Annotated in this window: 20 protein-coding genes and 1 pseudogene; 13 read left to right on the top strand and 8 right to left on the bottom strand. The window is 32.3% G+C overall.

Annotation, left to right across the window (positions count from 1 at the left end):
* The first annotated feature begins 39 nt into the window (after positions 1-39).
* The 5 genes from EG240_RS10850 to bioA are packed head-to-tail and all read left to right on the top strand — an operon-like array spanning position 40 to position 4680.
* Entirely contained in the window at positions 40-666 is a 627-nt protein-coding gene (locus EG240_RS10850; RefSeq protein WP_125019419.1) for a hypothetical protein, read from the top strand.
* Positions 656-1765, top strand: a complete 1110-nt coding sequence (locus EG240_RS10845) for an aminotransferase class I/II-fold pyridoxal phosphate-dependent enzyme (RefSeq protein WP_125019418.1) — start codon at positions 656-658, stop codon at positions 1763-1765. The genes EG240_RS10850 and EG240_RS10845 overlap by 11 nt, the downstream gene beginning before the upstream one ends.
* 2 nt (positions 1766-1767) lie before the next feature.
* Positions 1768-2376, top strand: coding sequence for a dethiobiotin synthase (bioD, locus tag EG240_RS10840; RefSeq protein WP_125019417.1), 609 nt, complete (start codon positions 1768-1770; stop codon positions 2374-2376).
* Entirely contained in the window at positions 2373-3371 is a 999-nt protein-coding gene (bioB, locus tag EG240_RS10835; RefSeq protein ID WP_125019416.1) for a biotin synthase BioB, read from the top strand. The genes bioD and bioB overlap by 4 nt, the downstream gene beginning before the upstream one ends.
* Before the next feature lie 43 nt (positions 3372-3414).
* Positions 3415-4680 (top strand): adenosylmethionine--8-amino-7-oxononanoate transaminase, encoded by a 1266-nt coding sequence (gene bioA / locus EG240_RS10830; RefSeq protein WP_125019415.1) that lies wholly within the window; start codon positions 3415-3417, stop codon positions 4678-4680.
* A gap of 305 nt (positions 4681-4985) precedes the next feature.
* Here bioA and EG240_RS10825 read toward each other — a convergent pair.
* Positions 4986-5866, bottom strand: a pseudogene (locus tag EG240_RS10825) (IS982 family transposase).
* A gap of 102 nt (positions 5867-5968) precedes the next feature.
* Between EG240_RS10825 and EG240_RS10820 the strand changes: the two are divergent.
* A complete protein-coding gene (locus tag EG240_RS10820) occupies positions 5969-6307 on the top strand; it encodes a hypothetical protein (protein ID WP_125019414.1) in 339 nt (112 codons plus the stop codon).
* 3 nt (positions 6308-6310) lie between these two features.
* Here EG240_RS10820 and EG240_RS10815 read toward each other — a convergent pair whose 3' ends face one another.
* A complete protein-coding gene (locus EG240_RS10815) occupies positions 6311-6775 on the bottom strand; it encodes a LexA family protein (protein ID WP_125019413.1) in 465 nt (154 codons plus the stop codon).
* On the bottom strand, positions 6772-8025 hold the full coding sequence (locus tag EG240_RS10810) for a Y-family DNA polymerase (protein WP_125019412.1): 1254 nt from the start codon (positions 8023-8025) through the stop codon (positions 6772-6774). The genes EG240_RS10815 and EG240_RS10810 overlap by 4 nt, the downstream gene beginning before the upstream one ends.
* A gap of 45 nt (positions 8026-8070) precedes the next feature.
* Here EG240_RS10810 and EG240_RS10805 point away from each other — a divergent pair, with 45 nt between their 5' ends.
* The 4 genes from EG240_RS10805 to EG240_RS10790 all read left to right on the top strand — a co-directional run bounded on the left by EG240_RS10805 (position 8071) and on the right by EG240_RS10790 (position 10347).
* Positions 8071-8526 (top strand): hypothetical protein, encoded by a 456-nt coding sequence (locus EG240_RS10805; protein ID WP_125019411.1) that lies wholly within the window; start codon positions 8071-8073, stop codon positions 8524-8526.
* 117 nt (positions 8527-8643) lie between these two features.
* Entirely contained in the window at positions 8644-9099 is a 456-nt protein-coding gene (locus EG240_RS10800) for a helix-turn-helix domain-containing protein (protein WP_125019410.1), read from the top strand.
* Positions 9089-9652: a PIN domain-containing protein gene (locus EG240_RS10795; protein WP_125019409.1), complete on the top strand. Its 564-nt coding sequence runs from the start codon at positions 9089-9091 to the stop codon at positions 9650-9652. The genes EG240_RS10800 and EG240_RS10795 overlap by 11 nt, the downstream gene beginning before the upstream one ends.
* A 125-nt stretch (positions 9653-9777) precedes the next feature.
* The gene (locus EG240_RS10790) at positions 9778-10347 is read left to right on the top strand and encodes a recombinase family protein (protein ID WP_125019408.1); all 570 of its coding nucleotides are present in this window, start codon (positions 9778-9780) and stop codon (positions 10345-10347) included.
* Between the two features lie 567 nt (positions 10348-10914).
* On the opposite strand, the gene EG240_RS10785 is transcribed toward EG240_RS10790, so the two are convergent.
* From EG240_RS10785 to EG240_RS10770, 3 genes are all read right to left on the bottom strand, one after another.
* Positions 10915-11709 carry a cation transporter gene (locus tag EG240_RS10785; RefSeq protein WP_125019407.1) on the bottom strand — a complete coding sequence of 265 codons (795 nt, stop codon included), beginning with the start codon at positions 11707-11709 and terminating at the stop codon, positions 10915-10917.
* Positions 11710-11713: 4 nt separating this feature from the next.
* Positions 11714-13885 carry a TonB-dependent receptor gene (locus EG240_RS10780; protein ID WP_125019406.1) on the bottom strand — a complete coding sequence of 724 codons (2172 nt, stop codon included), beginning with the start codon at positions 13883-13885 and terminating at the stop codon, positions 11714-11716.
* 452 nt (positions 13886-14337) lie between these two features.
* On the bottom strand, positions 14338-14574 hold the full coding sequence (locus EG240_RS10770; RefSeq protein ID WP_235830371.1) for a hypothetical protein: 237 nt from the start codon (positions 14572-14574) through the stop codon (positions 14338-14340).
* A gap of 150 nt (positions 14575-14724) precedes the next feature.
* On the opposite strand from EG240_RS10770, the gene EG240_RS10765 reads away from it, so the two are divergent.
* The 3 genes from EG240_RS10765 to EG240_RS10755 all read left to right on the top strand — a co-directional run bounded on the left by EG240_RS10765 (position 14725) and on the right by EG240_RS10755 (position 19319).
* Positions 14725-15693 carry an ATP-binding protein gene (locus EG240_RS10765; protein ID WP_235830370.1) on the top strand — a complete coding sequence of 323 codons (969 nt, stop codon included), beginning with the start codon at positions 14725-14727 and terminating at the stop codon, positions 15691-15693.
* A 439-nt stretch (positions 15694-16132) separates the two neighbouring features.
* Positions 16133-18127, top strand: coding sequence for a DEAD/DEAH box helicase (locus EG240_RS10760; RefSeq protein ID WP_125019404.1), 1995 nt, complete (start codon positions 16133-16135; stop codon positions 18125-18127).
* A complete protein-coding gene (locus tag EG240_RS10755) occupies positions 18120-19319 on the top strand; it encodes a GIY-YIG nuclease family protein (RefSeq protein WP_125019403.1) in 1200 nt (399 codons plus the stop codon). Before EG240_RS10760 ends, EG240_RS10755 begins: the two co-directional genes overlap by 8 nt.
* Before the next feature lie 150 nt (positions 19320-19469).
* On the opposite strand, the gene EG240_RS10750 is transcribed toward EG240_RS10755, so the two are convergent.
* Positions 19470-19658 carry a hypothetical protein gene (locus EG240_RS10750; RefSeq protein WP_125019402.1) on the bottom strand — a complete coding sequence of 63 codons (189 nt, stop codon included), beginning with the start codon at positions 19656-19658 and terminating at the stop codon, positions 19470-19472.
* A gap of 81 nt (positions 19659-19739) precedes the next feature.
* On the bottom strand, positions 19740-19934 hold a 195-nt coding region (locus EG240_RS16705), incomplete at its 5' end, for a hypothetical protein (RefSeq protein WP_203229309.1).

The following is a 19934-nucleotide window of genomic DNA, read 5'->3' as shown; positions in this document are numbered from 1 at the left end:
GTCCGGAAAGATAATAATTTTGTCGCACAAATAAAAACAATGAATTTTTACAACCTTTTACAAAAAATAGTTCAGCAAAATGAAATGCATGCTAAATGGCTGAATACGCTGTCTTTCATGGAAAATGCAGGAGCAAGAAAAATATCTGCTTGCGAGCATCCGACGAAAGTTAGTTTAATTCAACTTAAACACGCAGCAGAAGAGCATCGTCACGCTTATTATCTGAAAAAACAAATTTTAAAAATCAGTCCTGAAGTCTGCAAAACGTATAAAAATAATGAACTTTTGGCTTCCATTGCAACGAGGCAATACTTACACTCTTTAGATATTAAAGCTTGTAAATATCTTCAGCAGAATTTCAATTTGAATAAAGAAGATTTGAAATATGCGGCTTATTTATTTGTGACCTATGCTATTGAAGTTCGTGCTGATGAATTGTACCCTATTTATCAGGATATTTTAACTAAGGTTTCTTCCAAAATTATAGTGAAATCAATTATTCTAGAAGAAGAGGGACATTTGGAAGAAATGATTAATCAATTGGAGGAATTTTCGGAAGACTGGAAGGTTCATGCAGAAGTTATTTTAACCATTGAAAAAGATTTATATGAGCAGTGGGTTAATGCAATTTCAAAGGAGGTTTCAAAATGGAATCATGCACAATAATTTCCTCTATTTTAAGGAAGCTTTAGAAGAAAGAAAAGAAAACGGAATCTTAAGAATTTTAAAACCAAAAGAGAAAGGAATCGACTTTTATTCCAATGATTATTTAGGATTGGCTACAAACAAAGAATTTCAGGATTTATTATTAAAAAAAATCTTAGAAAATCCCGAATTATTAAAAGGGAGCACAGGCTCTAGATTAATAAGTGGAAATAGTTCTGTTGTTACCGAAGTCGAAGATTTCATTGCCAAAGAACATAAATTTGAATCAGCTTTACTTTTCCCTTCTGGATATAATGCGAACTTAGCTCTGTTTTCAACACTTCCAAATCGACATGATACGATTATTGTGGATGAAAAAATTCATCGGTCTGTGCATGATGCTTGTAAAATGTCATATGCTAAGAAATTAAAATTTAAGCACAATGATGTTGAACATTTAGAGCTAATTTTAAAAGGACAAAATGGGATTTGTTATGTGGCGATTGAAAGTCTTTATTCGATGGATGGGGATATTGCTCCTGTTAAGGATATTGTCGAAATAACGAAAAAATATAAAGCACATCTGATTATCGATGAAGCGCATGCTTTTGGTGTTTTTGGGTATGGTTTGGTTGCTCAATTGCATTTGCAAAATAGTGTTTTAGCTACGGTAATTACTTACGGAAAAGCTTTGGGAACGCATGGTGCATCTATTTTAACAAATGAAGTAATTAAATCTTACCTCATTAATTTCGCAGCCTCTTTTATCTATACAACTTCAGCACATGATTTTCTATGGATGAGTATAAAAGAAGGATATAATTTTCTAGAAGCAAATCAACATTTATGCGTTGAATTAAAGAAAAATATTAAAATTTTTCGAAAGCATAACCTTCAAAGTATTTCTTCAGAAAATAGTCCAGTTCAGGCAATTTTAATTACCAATAATCGTCAATTAATAGCTTTGAAAGAAACTCTATTTGATAGTGGATTTTTGACATATGCTGTTTTCAGTCCCACGGTAAAAGAAGGAACAGAAAGATTGAGGATCTGCTTGCATAGTTTTAATAAAGAAGAGGATATTATAACGCTTACAAATATTATTAAGCAAAACATTTAAAAATGAAATTATTTATTACTGGAATCGGAACAGAAATAGGTAAAACGGTTTGTTCGGCAATTTTGACAAAATATTTTAATGCAGAGTATTGGAAACCCGTTCAATCTGGAGATCTCGGTTTTTCAGACACCATGAAAGTCAAAAAATGGGTTGGAAAAAATACAGTTTGCCATGCAGAAACCTACTGTTTTCAGTTGGCAGCATCACCGCATCAATCTGCAAAAGAAGAAGGAATTACTATTGATTTAAATAAAATAAAACTTCCTGAAACAAAAAATAATCTTATTGTAGAAGGTGCTGGGGGACTCATGGTTCCAATCAATGACAGTGAATTTATTATTGATTTAATTGAAGAATTAAATCTCCCAACGGCATTGGTTGTCAAAAATTATTTAGGTTGTATCAATCATACTTTATTGTCGATAATGCTTTTAAATCAAAGAAAAATTACATTGCAATATTTAATTCTCAACGGAGACTTCCCATCAGATACTGAAAGGATTATTTGTAAAAATATTTCATCAGAAACAAAAATTATAAGAATTCCGGAAATCGAAAACATAACAAAAGAAAATATAGAAAGTATTACAAAACAATTAGAAAAGATATGAGAGATAAAACAAAATTGAGGAATGATTGGACCAAAGAGGAAATCGAAGAAATTTATAATCAGCCTTTACTAGAATTAATCTACAAAGCAGCAAGCGTTCACCGCGAATGGCACAATCCTGAAGAAGTTCAAATGTCGACATTGTTATCTATTAAGACAGGTGGTTGCCCCGAAGATTGCTCTTATTGTGGACAAGCGGCACGTTATCACACGGATATAAAAGTTCAGGCTTTGCTGCCGACGGAACAGGTGATTGCACATGCTCAAAAAGCAAAAGACAGTGGATCCTCACGTTTTTGTATGGCAGCAGCGTGGCGAGAAGTTCGTAACAATCGTGATTTCGATAGAGTTATTGACATGGTAAAGGGTGTAAACGAACTTGGAATGGAAGTTTGCTGTACGTTAGGAATGCTTACCGAGGAACAGGCAATTCGTCTTCAGGAAGCAGGATTGTATGCTTACAATCACAATTTGGATACTTCGGAACAATATTATGAAGAAATTATTTCAACAAGAACTTTCGATAACAGAATTAATACTATTAACAATGTCAGAAAAGCAGGAATTACCGTTTGCTCAGGGGGAATTATAGGCCTTGGAGAAACACACGGAGACAGGATTTCGATGCTTTTAACGTTATCGACAATGCCAAAACATCCAGAATCTGTTCCGATTAATGCATTATCTAGAGTCGAAGGAACACCGCTTCAGGATAATGAAAAAACGAATACTTGGGAAATGGTTAGAATGATTGCTACAGCGAGAATAATTATGCCGTCATCGATGGTTCGACTCAGCGCAGGAAGAATTGAAATGACCGAATTTGAGCAAGGGTGGTGTTTTATGGCAGGAGCCAATTCTATCTTTACAGGAGAAAGAGAAACCCTTTTGGTGACCCCAAATCCAGGAGTTTCGGAGGATATGCAAATGTTGCAGACATTGGGATTAAAACCAATGAAAAGAGCATCGGAAAAAGTTATAAGCTGTGAATTATAAGTTAAGAGTTTGTTTTTATAATTTCTAAAATCTAATTTCTACAATGAGTTTACAACAACGCGACAAAGACGTCAATTGGCATCCTTATACGCAAATGAAGATTGCCGAAGATACAATTCCTATTGTAAAAGGAAAAGGAGTCTATCTTTTTGATAATCAAGGGAATCGATATATTGATGCGGTTTCTTCATGGTGGGTAACGATTCACGGCCATGCACATCCGTACATAGCACAAAAGGTTTCGGAGCAGTTGAATACGTTGGAGCAGGTCATTTTTGCCGGATTTACACATGAACCCGCTGTCCAGCTTTCGGAGAATTTATTAAGTTTATTACCTGATAATCAACAAAAAGTTTTCTATTCGGATAATGGTTCGACTGCTGTTGAAGTAGCTTTGAAAATGTGTATTCAATATTGGTATAATCAAGGGAAGAAAAAGACGAAAATTCTCGCTTTTAAAGACGCTTATCATGGCGATACCTTTGGTGCAATGTCGGTAAGCGGAAGAAGTGTTTGGACGAAACCGTTTGGAGAAATGCTTTTCGAAGTTATTTTCATGGATACACCGACTTCAGAAAATTTGAATGATTTAAAAGCAATTATTCAAAATCATTCGCAAGAAATAGCTTGCTTTATTTATGAACCTCTGATTCAGGGAGCTGCAGGAATGTTGATGCACAAAGCGGAAGACTTATCAGTATTAATGAAAATTTGCAGAGAACAGAAAGTTTTAATGATTCAAGATGAAGTCTTTACCGGATTTGGGAGAACAGGAAAACTATTTGCTGCCAATTACCTTTCTGAGAAACCAGATATTATGTGTTTTTCAAAAGGATTAACTGGAGGAACAATGCCTATGGGAATTACTACTTCCTCCAATGAAATTTTCGAAGCTTTTTTGTCGGATGATAAATACAAAACCTTATTTCATGGACATTCTTTTACTGCAAATCCGTTAGCTTGTACCGCGGCTTTGGCAAGTATGGAGTTATTATTGAAAGAAGATACTTTGACTCATATTAAATTAATATACGAGAAGCATTTAAATTTTTCCAAAACATTACAACAACATCCAAAAGTTGAAAATGTAAGATTGATCGGAACTATTTTAGCTTGGGAAATTAAAAATGATAAACAAACTTCTTATTTTAATGAAATAGGTAAAATTTCATATAATGAATTTCTGAAAAGGGGAATTATTATGCGTCCGTTAGGAAACGTAATGTATCTCGTTCCACCTTATTGTATTACATCTGAAGAATTAGATTTGGTTTATAAGAATATTTTAGAAGTAATGGATTACTTATAATAAGACATTCTTTAGTTCGTCTTAAGATTAAACATACTTAAACTCTAGAAATAATTTTGTTTTTAGAGTTTAGTTTTTTTCTCCACTAAAATATAAAACAAAATTTATTCGAGAAAGTTCATTTAAAACTCCTGAATACTCAGAAAGGGATTGATTTTATGTCTGATTCATTTATTAATATTAGAGCATTCTGTAAATTTTGTTACTAAAAATGTTTTCATACACTCAGGTCTATTATTTAGTTCCTAAAGGTTTACAGGTAGTATCCAAATTATAACTTTATTACTTTAACCCGTAGTGCATTATTAAGTTAAATTAATTTTCAGATTATTGATGTTTCTACCAAACACGAACCTGTTTAAATATTGTATAGTGGTTAAGGTGGTTATTTTGGAAAGAATCCTTGTTTTAAAACCTTTAAAAGATTTAGCATAATTACGTCTAATCATAAACTGATCACACAATTGTGAGAACAAGGTTTCTATACGTTTTCTAAACTTTTTAAATTGATAAAATTGTGGTTTGTAGTCTTTCTGATTTTTTCTTTTTGGCGTTTCCAATTGTATATTTACCTCATTAAATAAGTCTAGCTGTATAGTGCTAGAAAGATAGCCCTTATCGGCAAGTATCACACAATCGGATAGTTGCAATTTAATATCTTGTAAATAATGAATATCATGAACCGAAGCAGGAGATAAATCAAAGCTCTGAAAAACACCATTAATTGAACAAACAGCATGTAATTTATACCCGTAAAATGTAAGTTTTGAGAGGCTCAAAATCCTTTATTTGGAATAGCGTAATCTGTTTCTTTACAAATTTTACTACGTGATGAGCGTGAAATTTTACAAACCTCCAACGGCATACTATCTACTACAAAAAAGGTTTCAAACTCATTAAATTTTTCAACCATTTTCATTCTGATTTCTTCCATAAATGGATATAGTTTTCTTTTTCTTCTGTTATAAACGCTTCGCTCAATTCTGGATGCAATTTCAAAACCTTTTATGTCTCTAAAAAGTTGATGTTCAGAATCAATCGATTTGAATTCCGCCAAAATCATTAAGCTAATCAATTCTATATCAGATAGCTTTGGCTTTATTGGCTTGAAATACATATTTTCAAATTCTGCTATTTTACGTAATTCGATTAAAATTAATTTGTAACTTGCTTCTAAGTTACTCATAACTGTATCTGGTTGTAAGTCAATACAATATACTAATTGTTAGTGTTTTGAGCAACTTTTTTTATAATGCACTACGGGTATATAAATATAAAAAGTCACTTCATGGAGATAACTGGGGAACAATTAATAGCTGCAAATAAGATTTATAACTATTTAAATAGTATTACTGATTTAGATCTAGAATTAAAAAATAATTGGACGGATATCAGCAGTGATATGATTGAGTTTTTGCAATCTCCAAAACTTATAACTTATTTAAAAACAAATACTAATCTTAATGGTATTTTAAACCAATCAGATTATAAAAGTATGAAAGGCGAAATATTGAAAGATAGGAAATTTATTATAAATTGTGTTCTAAAATATAACGTGAATGATGAGATTTTTAGTCCAGAAGAAAAACAAGGTGCTTTAGATTTCTTTTTTGGTTCAAATGAATAAAATTTATTTTCTTTTTCTTTTATCTCTGATCACAGCATCAACTACTCCAAGTATCACGACTTCGTCGCTTTCATCAATAGTTACACTTTTTGCATAATCACTATTCAAAGCCACTAAGCGATTATTCGCTTTATCGTATCGTTTTAATGTATATTCTGAACTATTAATAGACACAACTATATCATCTCCATCCGTAGGGTAATAGTCGGAACGTATGATGATAATATCGTTTTCTAAATACTCTGGATACATTGATAATCCTTTCACACGATTTACAAATGTACTTTCTACTTTAGACAGATAACGTTCGTCTAAACTGATGCGATCACTTAAAAAATCTTCTGCAGGAGATGGGAATCCAGCACAAACTCCACCACATACTTGTACATACTTTTTTTCTCCTTCTGCATGGATGGTTAGGTTTTCTAATTCAGTTCCAAAATAAGGTGCTTTTTTAAATGTTATCATTGTATGGTAAGTATATCATTCCACTTTGTTGTATAGTTAGGACTTAATAAATCTTGTCTCATTTTCCATGTTTTATCTAATGCTTGAGAACCAATTTTTAATTTTTTAACTCCATATTTAAAATTCATTTGATCCATAACATTCATCAGTTTTCGATGCTTTGGGTGCTCGTCTTCGAATAAATTGAATTGTTTTTCACTTTCGGGTGTTATTCCACCAACTATAACACCCGCTTTTTTATAGGCATACCCTTTTTTATAAATAGCATCTAATCCAATTTTTGCATATTTAATAATCTCAATAGATGAATTAGTAGGGAAGGGGATAGTTACATTGATTGATTGGTAATATTGTGGTTTATCTGTCTGAAATCTATTGGTAAAAATAAAAACCGTTACAATTTGACAATTGCTGTGTTGGTTTCTTAATTTTTCAGCACAAGTTGCAGCAAAAGTTGCAATGCGTTCCTGTAAATAGGTTTTATCTTCATACGTTTTATCAAAAGATCTTGTCGTAGCAATATTCTTTTTTGTTTTTACATCTTCAAGTTCCATAGCAGATATACCTTCTAACTCCTTTTTTAATCGTAAACCGACTACAGTAAATTCCTTTCGAACATATTCATCAGGAAGTAAAGTAAAATCTAATGCTTTATTTACTCCTTTTGCCTTTAATTTTTTAGCAAATTGTCTACCAATACCCCATACATCTTCAATAGCTAACCAACGCAAAGCTTTTATTCGTTTTTCTTCGGAATCTATAGCATAAACACCTTCTAATTGCGGATATTTTTTAGCTATTTTATTGGCTACTTTAGTTAATGCTTTTGTGGGGGCAATTCCAATACACGTTGGAATTAATGTGTTTTTAAGCACTTCTTTTCTTATTTCTTTTGCATACGATACCAAATCATAATTTTGAAATCCTTTGAACTGTAAGAAACTTTCATCAATCGAGTAAACTTCTAAATCAGGAGTGTATTTTCTTAGTATTCGAGTTACACGGTTACTCATATCGCCATACAAAGCATAGTTGGAGGAAAATACATTTACATTATTATCCTGAAATATCTTTTTGTATTCAAAAGCGGGTGCTCCCATTGGAATACCTAATGCTTTGGCTTCATTAGAACGTGCAACAACACACCCATCGTTATTACTTAAAACAACAATTGGTTTATGGCGCAAAGTGGAATTAAAAACCCTTTCACAACTCGCATAAAAATTATTACAATCTACTAAAGCATACATTTTGCAAAATTATTAAATTAGTAAACGTGCTAAAGTTAAATTATTATGATGCCAAGAAACGTCGTTTGTTTATCGTTAGATTTAGGAAATTCATTAGAACCTGAGCACATATCTAACATTGAGATTGTAGCGAAAAATTTAGAAGATTTTAATAATCGTTTTCAAACAGAATTTTATCTTTTTTATGATACGGATGGATATACTTTTGAAATCCCTGAACAATTTATAATTAATGATTTATTAAATTGGTTTGTTGAAGGTATTGGAGAATTATTAGCTTTTTCATATTCTCCAACTCGAGACAGTTATTTTGATTTAAATGCTTATTTAAATGTTCGCAAAACAGAATTAGACTTTTTGCATAGTTTTGAAATGTATAGCAACTATCGTAAACGTTATATTGATTATGCCCCCTTAGGATTTTTAGAAGAGGGCTCGTACTTTTTTATAAAAGAAAATCTTACTAATTTGATATTAGATTATTCGCGGAATTTTAATTGATAAGACCAATTTCGGCAAGTTATTTATTTACTAATAGACGAAGTTTAAAATTATTTATTTTCGTTTATTTTGTTTGTTTCGTTTATTTCGTTTAAATTTGTTGAAACAATTTAAAGTATGGAAGCATTAGACTATATAAAAAGACCTACTAAGAAAGAACAACGAGTGGCTATTGAATCTTATTCGGCACTTTCTTCGATTTTATCACAATTGAAGCAAGATGATACTGAAATAGAAATCGAAGAAACAAACGACAGAATTAAAATACCTATTAAGGCTTTAAAACTTTTAAGTGAAATTTTAAAGTCAATGAGTGAAGGAAATCCAATTTCTATTGTACCAATTGCAACGGAAGTCACTACTCAAAAAGCAGCTGAAATATTGGGTTGTTCAAGACCTCATTTAGTTAAACTTTTAGAACAAGGTGAAATTGATTTTACAATGGTTGGAAGGCATCGTCGTATTTTATTTGAAGATGTAATCAAATATAAAAACGAAATGAAGCAAAAACAGAAAAAGCATATCATTGATATTATGAACTTTGATGACGAAATAGGTTTATATGATTCATAGTGTTCGATACAAAGCTGTTCTTGACACCAATGTAATATTTCCTATCGAGATTAGAGATTTATTATTTTGGTTTGCTCATTATGATTTATATACCCCAAAATGGAGTAAAATCATTTTTGATGAATGGAAATCTGTAATGATTCGAAAGGGAGTTGAATCTTCACAAGCAGAGAAGCGGATAAACATAGCAAATTTGGCATTTCCCGATGCTTTAGTATTAAATTATGAAGGTTTAATTGATACTTTAAGTTTACCTGATAAAGATGATAGACATGTATTAGCTGCTGCTATTAAAGTCAATGCCAATATTATTGTAACTAATAATTTGAAGGATTTTCCAGATGATTATTTAGACTCTTTTGGATTGAAGGCAATTTGTGCGGATGATTTTCTTACAGATATCATTGATTTAAATCCAAAAATAGCCCTCCAAGCTTTTAAAGATTTGGTATTAAATCGCAAAAACCCGGCAATGGATGAATTTCAAGTATTAGAAAGTTTTAGAAAAAATGGATTAAATCAAACAGCAGATTATTTACATGCTTTATTGTAATTAATGATACCAAAAATCGACCGTTTTATGGGACTACTTTTTAGTAGTCTTTTTTTTATTTCTATTAGTGCTTTTTATCGTTATTTTTATTAGTTTTATAAAATAACCTTTTACAGTACTTTTTTATGATTATTGGATATGCGAGAGTTTCTACTAAAGATCAAAATTTAGAAAATCAGATAGATTTACTCAACCAACATAAATGTGAAAAAATATTCTCAGATGTTGCAAGTGGAGTAAAAGAAGATCGAAAAGGATTATTAGAACTTTTAGGTTTTGCTCGCCCTGGTGATACTATTTTAGTCTATAAAAATGATCGTATTTTTCGCTCGCTTAAAAATATGGTGGATTTAATCGAAACTTTCAATCAAAAGAAAATACACTTTAAATCGATTACTGAACCCGAATTTGATACGCAGTCAGCTAATGGTAAATTTTTACTTCAGATATTTTCCGCTGTAGCAGAGTTTGAACGTAACCTCATTAGCGAACGAACGAAACACGGTTTAGAAGGAGCAAGGAGGCGTAATAAAAATTTAGGGCGACCAAAAGGAGTTTCAAAAGAAACTTTAGAAAAATACCAGTTCGCAAAGCACCTTTACGATAATAAAAAATTAAGTATTGATAACGCTTGTAAACAAGCCGGTTTAAGTAAAACTTCCTTTTATAGAGTAGAGAAGGGGAGTAGTATATAAATATATATTTATATACTACTGTTACAGTAGATTTAAAATTATACAAATAAAAAAAACTAATAACGAATTCTGAGATCAATATATAATTTTATAGTGCTGCTCTATAGCAGAATGTATAGAGGGAAACTTTTGTTATAGAAATGTACAATATTTCCCCTTTAAAAAAATCATGTATAATATAAGTATTATACGGAGGATTGTTTTATTTTAAAGTTTTCAGGAAAAAGCTGTATCGGTTGAATACTAAGCTTTTATAAAGATTATCAAAAAAGTCAGGTAACGATTTGGTAACGGTGCTTATTGCTTTGTATTTCAACGTGTTTCCGTTAGCTCAAAGCAAATATACGAATTTTTTGTTTCTCAAAAACAAATAAACATTTTATTCCCTATCGGGATTACAGGACAAGAGAAAAGGGCTTGCAAAGCCCTTTTCACATAATACTGATAGAATAAACTCTGTCTTTCGTCCTTGTTCTTCCGTTTTATTCAAATACGTTCACAACAGCTTAATACCTGTATTTTCATTATCCTGTCTGTTTCTATTAGTTAAAATAGGGAACTTAACGACTACTTTGCCAATTTCAATATTCTATATGCCCCTCTTGCCACTACTACAAATACAATAGCTCCGATAATCAAATCGGGATAGCTCGAGTTTAACCAATTGACCAAAATTCCTGCAACGATAACCCCCGAATTGATTATAACATCGTTTGACGTGAAAATCATCGAAGCCTGCATATGGGCTTCTTTACTCTTGTTCTTTTGCAATAGGTAAAGACAAAGTACGTTTGCTATCAATGCCAAAACAGAAACAATAATCATTGTTTTGAAATCGGGCATCGCTTCTATTCCGATAAAACGTCTGATAACTTCAACAAAACCGATAACGGCTAACAGGATTTGAAAGTAACCTGCAAATTTGGCGATATTGTTTTTTCTTGCAATCGTACCCCCAACAGCAAACAAAGCCAATGCGTAAACGATGCTATCGGCAAGCATATCCAAGCTATCCGCTACCAATCCCATTGAGTTGGAAAAAATACCGAACAACATTTCCAATCCAAAGAAAACGAAATTGATAATCAATACCGTCCATAGTAGTTTCCGTTGGTTATTGCTTGTATCTGTTTCAACAACTGCGTTAGTTTCTTCGGTTGAAATCAGCGTTGTATTTAGGTTCAAGGTTTCCAAAGCTGAAAAAATCGGCTCTGGGTTTCCACTATGGTAAACATTTAGTTTTCTATTGGGAATATCAAATTCCAATGACTTTACCGTATCAAAGTTTTGCAGTTTCATACGGATTAATTGCTCCTCACTTGGGCAATCCATTTTTGTTATATTAAATATGGTTTTATTCATATTCTTAAAGTCTAAATTTTATTCCTCCGTTAATTACAAATCCGTCTAATGGTGCATAGATGTCTTTAAAAACAGGGTTGGTTATTGTACCTGTATAAATGTTGTCGAAACGTGTCTGTCTTGTATCAAAGAAATTTTCAAAGTTGATGTACAAAGAAAACCGTTCCCAAATTTTTTCAGCCATAAAGCCACATATAACATAGTCTTTTCCTGTTGTTCCGTCATTGAGCTTTTGCGGACTAAAATAATAGGCTTCCAAACCGATTTTCCATTTATCCTCTATTTCATACATAAGTACAGAGTTAATGCGGTGTTTTGGTGTTAGTGGATTTTCGGTATTTGTTCCGTTTTCAATCAATCGGGTATCGGTAAAAGTGTAGCCCAAAAACAATTTAAAATCATCATAACCGATTTTGATATTTGTTTCTGTTCCTTTGGTATGAATGTAGCCCGATGAATTGATGAACTGATATGTATTTGTAGCTATATTTTGAAGCAACAAAGGGTTATCCAAATAGGTGTAAAAGAATAAATGATTTATGCTGAATGTCCAATCATCGCCAATATTAGTACGGTAATTTATATCTGCATTTGCTCCGTAGCTTTTTTCCAATTTATTGGTATTATCGTCAATAGGCATTACGTTTTGATATTGTATGCGTTCGCTTTCTTCTGTAAAAATGGTTGGTGTTTTGTAGCCAAATCCGCCCCCGATACGTGAAGTCAATCCGTTTGCAATCTGAAACAATGCCGATACTCTCGGTAAAAAAACAGCTCCGTAATCTATCACGTAATCCGTTCTTAAACCTGTTTCCAATTGAAGCCAATCCGTAGCCTTAAAAGAATTTTGAACGAAAGCCCCGAATGTGGTTTGGTTGTAATCTCTCAACGGAAATGCGGTCATCTGCTTTTCTTTAAAATTGTCCGTCCAAATATTAACGCCTGTTACCCATTCTGACTTTTCTTTGCTGTGGGTATAGCTTGCTTCCGTAAAAGTGGCTGTTTGCGTTCCCTCAAACTCGTAATTGGGAATAGCTGTATTGCGGTTAAAATAACTTACGCTGTTCTTTATCTGTACAAAACTGTTTTCGTTTACCGTATGGTCAAAAACAAATTGGGTAGAATAGCGTTGTGTTTTGTTTTCTTCAAAATATTGGTGTGTGTTATCGCCTTTGCCTTTGATGTAAAGCATATCGCCACCCAAACGGTTTTCAATGGTGGTGTTAATGCCGAAGTTCATTTTTGTTTTATCATTGAAGTAAACAAATAATTTAGGGTTCAGTACATACCTTTCAAATTGGGGAATGGCAGAAAGCCCGATTTGTGCAGGGTCGTAAGCTCCGTTGCGATTATGCGAAGCAAATATTGTCGTTCCGATTTTCTTAAACTTCTGTCCGTAAAAACCATTGATGTCTAAACCCCTGCCCGATGTTCCGTTTAAATGAAAACGCAAATCCCTTTCTTCCGTTGGTGTCTTGGAAATCAGATTTACCAAACCTGCTATTGCTCCACCACCGTACAGCGTAGATGTTGAACCTTTAATAACTTCAACCTGCTTTAAGTCAAGCGGTGGAATTTGCAACAAACCCAATCCGCTCGAAGCACCCGAATAAATAGGAAAACCGTCTTTTAAAATTTGCGTATATCGTCCGTCAAGCCCCTGAATACGAATACTTGCATTGGCACTTGTGGGCGATGTGGTTTGTACGTGGATGCCTGTGCTTTCTGCCAAAAGCATACGAATATCCCCTGCTTTCATATTGCCTTTTTCGTCTAACTCCTCACTTCCTATAAACTCAATACGTGTGGGGATATTTTGGATAGTTCTTGTACTTCTTGTTGATGAAATAACGATTTCTTCCAAATCTTCCGATTGTTCATAAAGTAGGATTTCAATCGGAGCTGTATCTTCTAACGGAAAATTAAAGCTGTCGGTACGTTGGGCAAAACCGATATAACTAAATTGAATTTCTTGCAAACCGTTTGCAATACCTGTTAATATAATCTGTCCGTTTTCATCGGAAATTGTGGCGATTGTAGTGCCTGTTACCTGTGCGGTTACGCCCATTAAAGGCTCTTTTTTTTCGCTGTCTTTAATTACAGCTTTGAACGTATTTTGTGCATATACACAAAGGTTGAGTGTCATAAAAAATGACACAAAGAGTATTTTTTTCATTGAAAAATAATGCTTAATATTTAATAAATAAGTAATAACGGTGGAAAGCACCGTAACAAATCAGTTTGGGCGGAAAGCACCATATATTAAGCCAATTGTGGAGGATGCCAAATAGAATAAGGAAAGTCTGAAACAGACGGTGCAGGTATTGCACCTGCTTTCTTTACAGGTAGTTGTATAGAGTTTATTGTCGAAAAATAAAAAGAGTCTATTACAAATCCTGTACAGGTATTACACTTGGAAAAAGGCGAGCAACACGCCATTCCGCAATCATCATCGTTTTGCTCTTGGCTACTTGTTGTTTGCTGTTCGGTTTCAAGACATTTATCTTCCATAAAGCAAGGTGCGGTCGATAAGACCAACACTAATAATGCTAATATGTATGATAAATACTTCATATTGCAAATGTATTGAAAATATCTTTTAAACCTCTTCCGACAAAGATAATTGTATTACAATCTCCTCCCTTTTTTCTTTTTCTTCTTCATCCGGTTGGCAAACTGTTCTTCTTCGTAATTCACTCCCTGTGCATCGGGTAGCAAGCTGAATAATCCTAAATCGAAATTAGTCGAATGCTCCTGTGGAATAAACTCAAAAAGGTCTTTCGTTGGCAAATCGTCCAATGTATTTGTTTTGGAAACAGGGCTGTTCTGTATTTTTAATTCGGGTTTGATTATGATACTAAGCATATTTCTCTTTTCATAATTCCTGCTGCAAAAACACAACCAATAGATTTTTTACATAAATCTTATATTAGAATAGGTAGTTATACCAAATTACTGAATGAATTTCCTGAAAAGCAAGCAAAGATATGGAGAAATACAGGGAAACCGTATGAAATGGAAATTGCCAGAGAAGGGTTGAGTATTTCTGATGTCATTAAATATTTAAGTACAGAAACTTATTTTGATTTGATGAAGATTCCATATCCCACCGATCAAAAAGGTGTGATTGAAAAATTGATGGAAGATAACATTGTTATAAAAATTCATTCAAAATATGCAATTACAAATCTTGGAGCTCTATTATTTGCAAAAGAGTTAAAGGATTTTGGATCAGTTGAACGTAAGTCAGTACGAGTAATTGTTTATAAAGGAACAAATAAAGTAGAAACAGAACGGGAACAAATTGGCGCTAAAGGGTATGCTTTAGGATTTGCAGGGATGGTTAATTGGATAAACGGACAGTTACCAGCTAATGAAGAGATTGGAAAAGCCTTAAGGACAGAATCAAGGATGTATCCTGAAATAGCCATACGTGAATTGGTTGGTAATTTATTAATTCACCAAGATTTGAATAGTAAAGGATTTCCAATGATTGAGATATTTACAGATCGTATTGAGTTTACTAACCCGGGAGAACCTATTGTTAATCCCGATCGCTTTATTGATGCTTATAATTCTCGTAATGATAAACTGGCTGATTTAATGCGTAGAATGGGTTTCTGTGAAGAAAAAGGCTCAGGTATGGATAAAGTGTTTTATTATAATGAAATATATCAATTACCTCCAATTAATGTATTAATAGTGGAAGGCAGAACACGGGTAACGATTTATGCATATAAAACCTTAAATGATTTAGATAAAAAAGAAAAAATAAGAGCATGTTATCAGCATGCGTGTTTAAGATATGTCTCTAATGATAAAATGACTAATCAATCATTAAGAGAACGTTTTCAAATAGAAGATCAAAACGCAGCAACTGCTTCACGGATTATTAAAGACGCTTTAGAAGAAGGGGTTATAAAGCTTGAAGATCCAGAAAATAAATCACGAAAATATACCAAATACATTCCATATTGGGCATAAATCTTATTTGATGGTCATTTGATAGAAAGATAATTAAAAACCTTAAACATTTGATAATGAGTTCTTTTTTATTTGATGACTGTTTGATTTCTTTACTGGCTCAGGAGGATTCTTATTTGATGGTCATTTGATAAATACGCTCTTTAAATATATAAAGCCTTTAAAATTAGGTGTTTTTCATTTGACGCTTATTTGATTGGAAATATAAAATAATGATTCATATTACTCAATAGGATATATAAAAACATTCGAATAAACAGTGATGAAATAAATGAAATGTACGTCTAAAGCCTATGGGATAAATAAGTTTTAGACGTAATAAAAATATTTTTAATTTTAATCAATTGATTATTAATAGATAAGCAACATATAAAATCAACTAAAAGGAATAAATTTAGACGAACTTTAGATATGCCTTTAGTTAAAATAGAAGTTAAAAATGGAAAAAGAAAAGAATACAGACTATATAAAACCTATTAATTTGGTAAATGTTACTTATGCTCAAACAGGCAAAAGTAAATCGACAAATGAATTAGGAATGCGTGAAATGCAGGCAAAAGCGTATGAAGCTCGTTCTGCACAATATTTATTATTAAAAGCTCCGCCTGCTTCGGGAAAATCAAGAGCCTTGATGTTTATTGCATTAGATAAACTAATAAATCAAGGACTAAAAAAAGTAATTGTAGCTGTTCCTGAGCGATCTATTGGAAATTCATTTGCGCCCAATGAACTGAAAAAGTATGGTTTTTATGCCGATTGGGAGTTAAATAACAGATACAATCTTTGTTCTCCAGGTAGTGATACTTCCAAAGTAAAAGCATTCAAGGAATTTCTTCAATCAGATGAAAAAGTATTGATATGTACCCACGCCACCTTGCGTTTTGCTTTTGAAGGTTTGCAAGAAACAGATTTTAATAATTGTTTAGTAGCAATTGATGAATTTCATCATGTTTCTGCTGATGGAGATAACATTTTAGGAAATGTTATTCGTAGAATTATGGAGAAATCTACAGCTCACATTGTTGCTATGACAGGATCGTATTTTCGTGGCGACAGTGTTCCTGTGTTATCGCCTGAAGATGAAGAAAAATTCATGAAAGTTACTTATAACTATTACGATCAGCTTAATGGTTATGATTATTTAAAATCGTTAGGTATTGGTTATCATTTTTACCGTGGAAGATATTATAAACACGATGGGGATCGAGGAATGTCTGCATTAGAGGAGATCTTAGATGAAAATCTTAAAACAATCATTCATATTCCGAGCGTAAATTCAGCAGAATCTTCAAAAGAAAAACGTGAAGAAGTTAATCACATCATAGATTGTATTGGTGACTTAGAATATCAAGATACAGAAACAGGAGTTTTATATGTGAAAAGTAAACGCTCTGGTAGAATCTTGAAAATTGCCGATTTGGTTAACGATATTCAGAAAGAACGTGATAAAATTACAGCCTATTTACGTGGTGTAAAAACTCCCGATGATATTGATATGATTATTGCTTTAGGTATGGCAAAAGAAGGCTTTGACTGGCCCTTCTGCCAACATGCTTTAACGATAGGATATAGAGGTTCGTTGACCGAGATCATTCAAATTATTGGTCGTGCAACAAGAGATAGCAGTAATAAAACACATGCGCAGTTTACCAATCTTATTGCACAACCTGATGCCGTTGATGATGATGTGCGACTATCTGTAAACAACATGCTAAAAGCAATTACAGCATCTTTGTTGATGGAACAAGTATTAGCTCCAAATTTTAAATTCAAGCCTATGGATGATCCTGATGAAAATGAAGGAGAGTCAGATGATGAAAATATAATCAAAATAAGAGGGTTTAAAAAACCAACCTCGCAGAGAGCAAAAGATATTATTGAAAGTGATTTAAACGATTTAAAAGCACGTATTCTTCAAGATGATACGATGCTAAAGGCAATGCCAGGGAATTTAGAACCTGAAGTGATCAATACTGTTTTAATTCCAAAAATTATTCGTGAAATTTACCCTGATTTAGCTGCTGAAGATGTCGAAGCTATCCGTCAATATGTAGTGGTGGATTCTGTTATTAAAAATGGAGAAGTTGAGGAGCATGGTTCAAAGAAATTCATTCGTATGGCAGGGAGTTTTGTAAACATTGATGATATTCATATTGATTTGATCGACACAATTAATCCATTTCAAAAAGCATTTGAAATTTTATCTAAGAATGTAACAACTTCTATTTTAAAAGCTATTCAAGACACAATAAATGTTACTAAAATAGAAATGACCGAGGAAGAAGCAATTGCTTCTTGGGAAGCTATTAAACGTTGGAAAATGAACACAGGGAAAGCTCCTGATATTAATTCCCATGATCCAAAGGAACAAAGATTAGCACAAGCTTTATTATTTTTGCAAGACGCAAAACGTAGAAAAAATCAAAATGGCTAAAAGTTTAGACGATATATTTAATGATGATGATTTTGGTTTATTAGAATCACAACAAAAACAATCCTTTGTCCGTACAGACGAAGATCGTTTGATTGATTCCTTTGAAGAAATCAATCTATTTTATGAAAAAAATAATAGAGAGCCGTCAACAACTTCTATGTCCGAATACACCTTATCAGCTAGATTAAAAGGTTTTCGAGCTAATGAACAAAACAAAAGTATCTTGAAAACGTTCGATCGTTTCAATCTTTTAGGTGAAGTAGAACTAAAAATGGAAACATTAGATGACATTTTGAGTGATGATGATTTAGGGTTGTTAGATGATGAAGGAGATTTCTCTATTTTTGAATTCAAATACACTCCTAAAGAAGGTAGTAGAGCAAATGCAGATTATATTGCACAAAGAAAATCTATTTCAGAAAGAGATTTTCAAAAATATGAATTGATGTTTAAGCAAGTTCACAAAGAGCTTAAGGAAGGAAAGCGTAAACTATTAAACTTTACGAATGCCGAAGATAATTTAATAGAGGGGAATTTTTATTTAGTTGATGGTTTGCTGTGCTATTTAGAAGTTTCTAAAGCGGAAAAAGTAGTGAAAGAAAACAAATCTGGAGACCGAATTCGTTTAGAGGGAAGAACTGTAACTGTTTTTGAAAATGGAACTATTTCGAATATGTTGTTTCGTTCATTAGGTAAAGCTATTCAAAAAAACGGTAAACTAGTTACTAATACTGATGAAGGAATGTATAATGAACTTCAAGAAAATTTCAATTCTGTAAAGGAAGAGGATGTTCAAAGTGGTTGGATCTATGTTTTGAAATCAAAATCAGAAAACGCTAAAATCAAGAGTTTAGAAAACTTATATAAAATTGGTTTTTCAAAATATCCAGTTCACGAACGCGTTAAAAATGCCAGTAAAGAAGCAACCTACTTATTCGCAGATGTAGAAATAATCGATTCACGTGCTTGTTATAACGTAAACATTCAAAAGCTTGAAAATTTACTACACCGATTCTTTGCAGAAGCTTGTTTAGATATTGATTTGTATGATAAGTTAGGTAATCGTTATATTCCTAGAGAGTGGTTTTTAGTACAGTTACATGTTATTAACGAAGTTATTGAATTAATCTTGAATGGAAATATTATAAATTATAAATATGATTATATTAAAAGTCAAGTTATTTTGAAGTAATATTACTTTTCCTTTTCGGACATTTTTATCAAAAAAATTAATCCCAAATTAGAATATAATTTTCTAATTTGGGATTTAATATTCTGGTAAGAATTAATATGAATTTCAAAAAAAAATGCCTGACTTTTAAAATAAAAGGCAGGCATTTTATTACATGAAATCAAGAATTTCATTTTTCATTTTTGAAGGAAATTTGACATTGTTTTCTTTCAAAAGTTCTTTATCAATAGATTCAATTTCTTTGATTATTCCTTTAAGTTTTTCATCATTTAAAGCAGCTAAATCCAATTGAAGTTTGTATAATTTCAATGATAATTTCTTTACATTTTTCTCGTCCATATTAATTTTATTTGTTGTTATACTGTGATAAAATTAAAACTTATAGGTTTGTTTATTTCTATTTAAGCTGTTAAAAAATACTTATTTAACATTTTGGTTACCTGTAGGTTCGGTGTTAATCGACTCTAATATTTTATTGTAATTTTTTAGATTTTCAATAATATCACCGTAAACTTGGATGATTAATGTTAAACATGAACATATGGTGTTAATCTGCAAAAAACGGCTATAGTATACCACCTTCAGCGGATTAAAGTGAGCATAGCGCAACGGCTC

The sequence above is a fragment of the Paenimyroides tangerinum genome, assembly GCF_003865405.1.
Lineage (GTDB): Bacteria > Bacteroidota > Bacteroidia > Flavobacteriales > Flavobacteriaceae > Flavobacterium > Flavobacterium tangerinum.
Note: the sequence above shows the minus strand (reverse complement) of the source record. Positions and strands in the feature narration are given on the sequence as shown.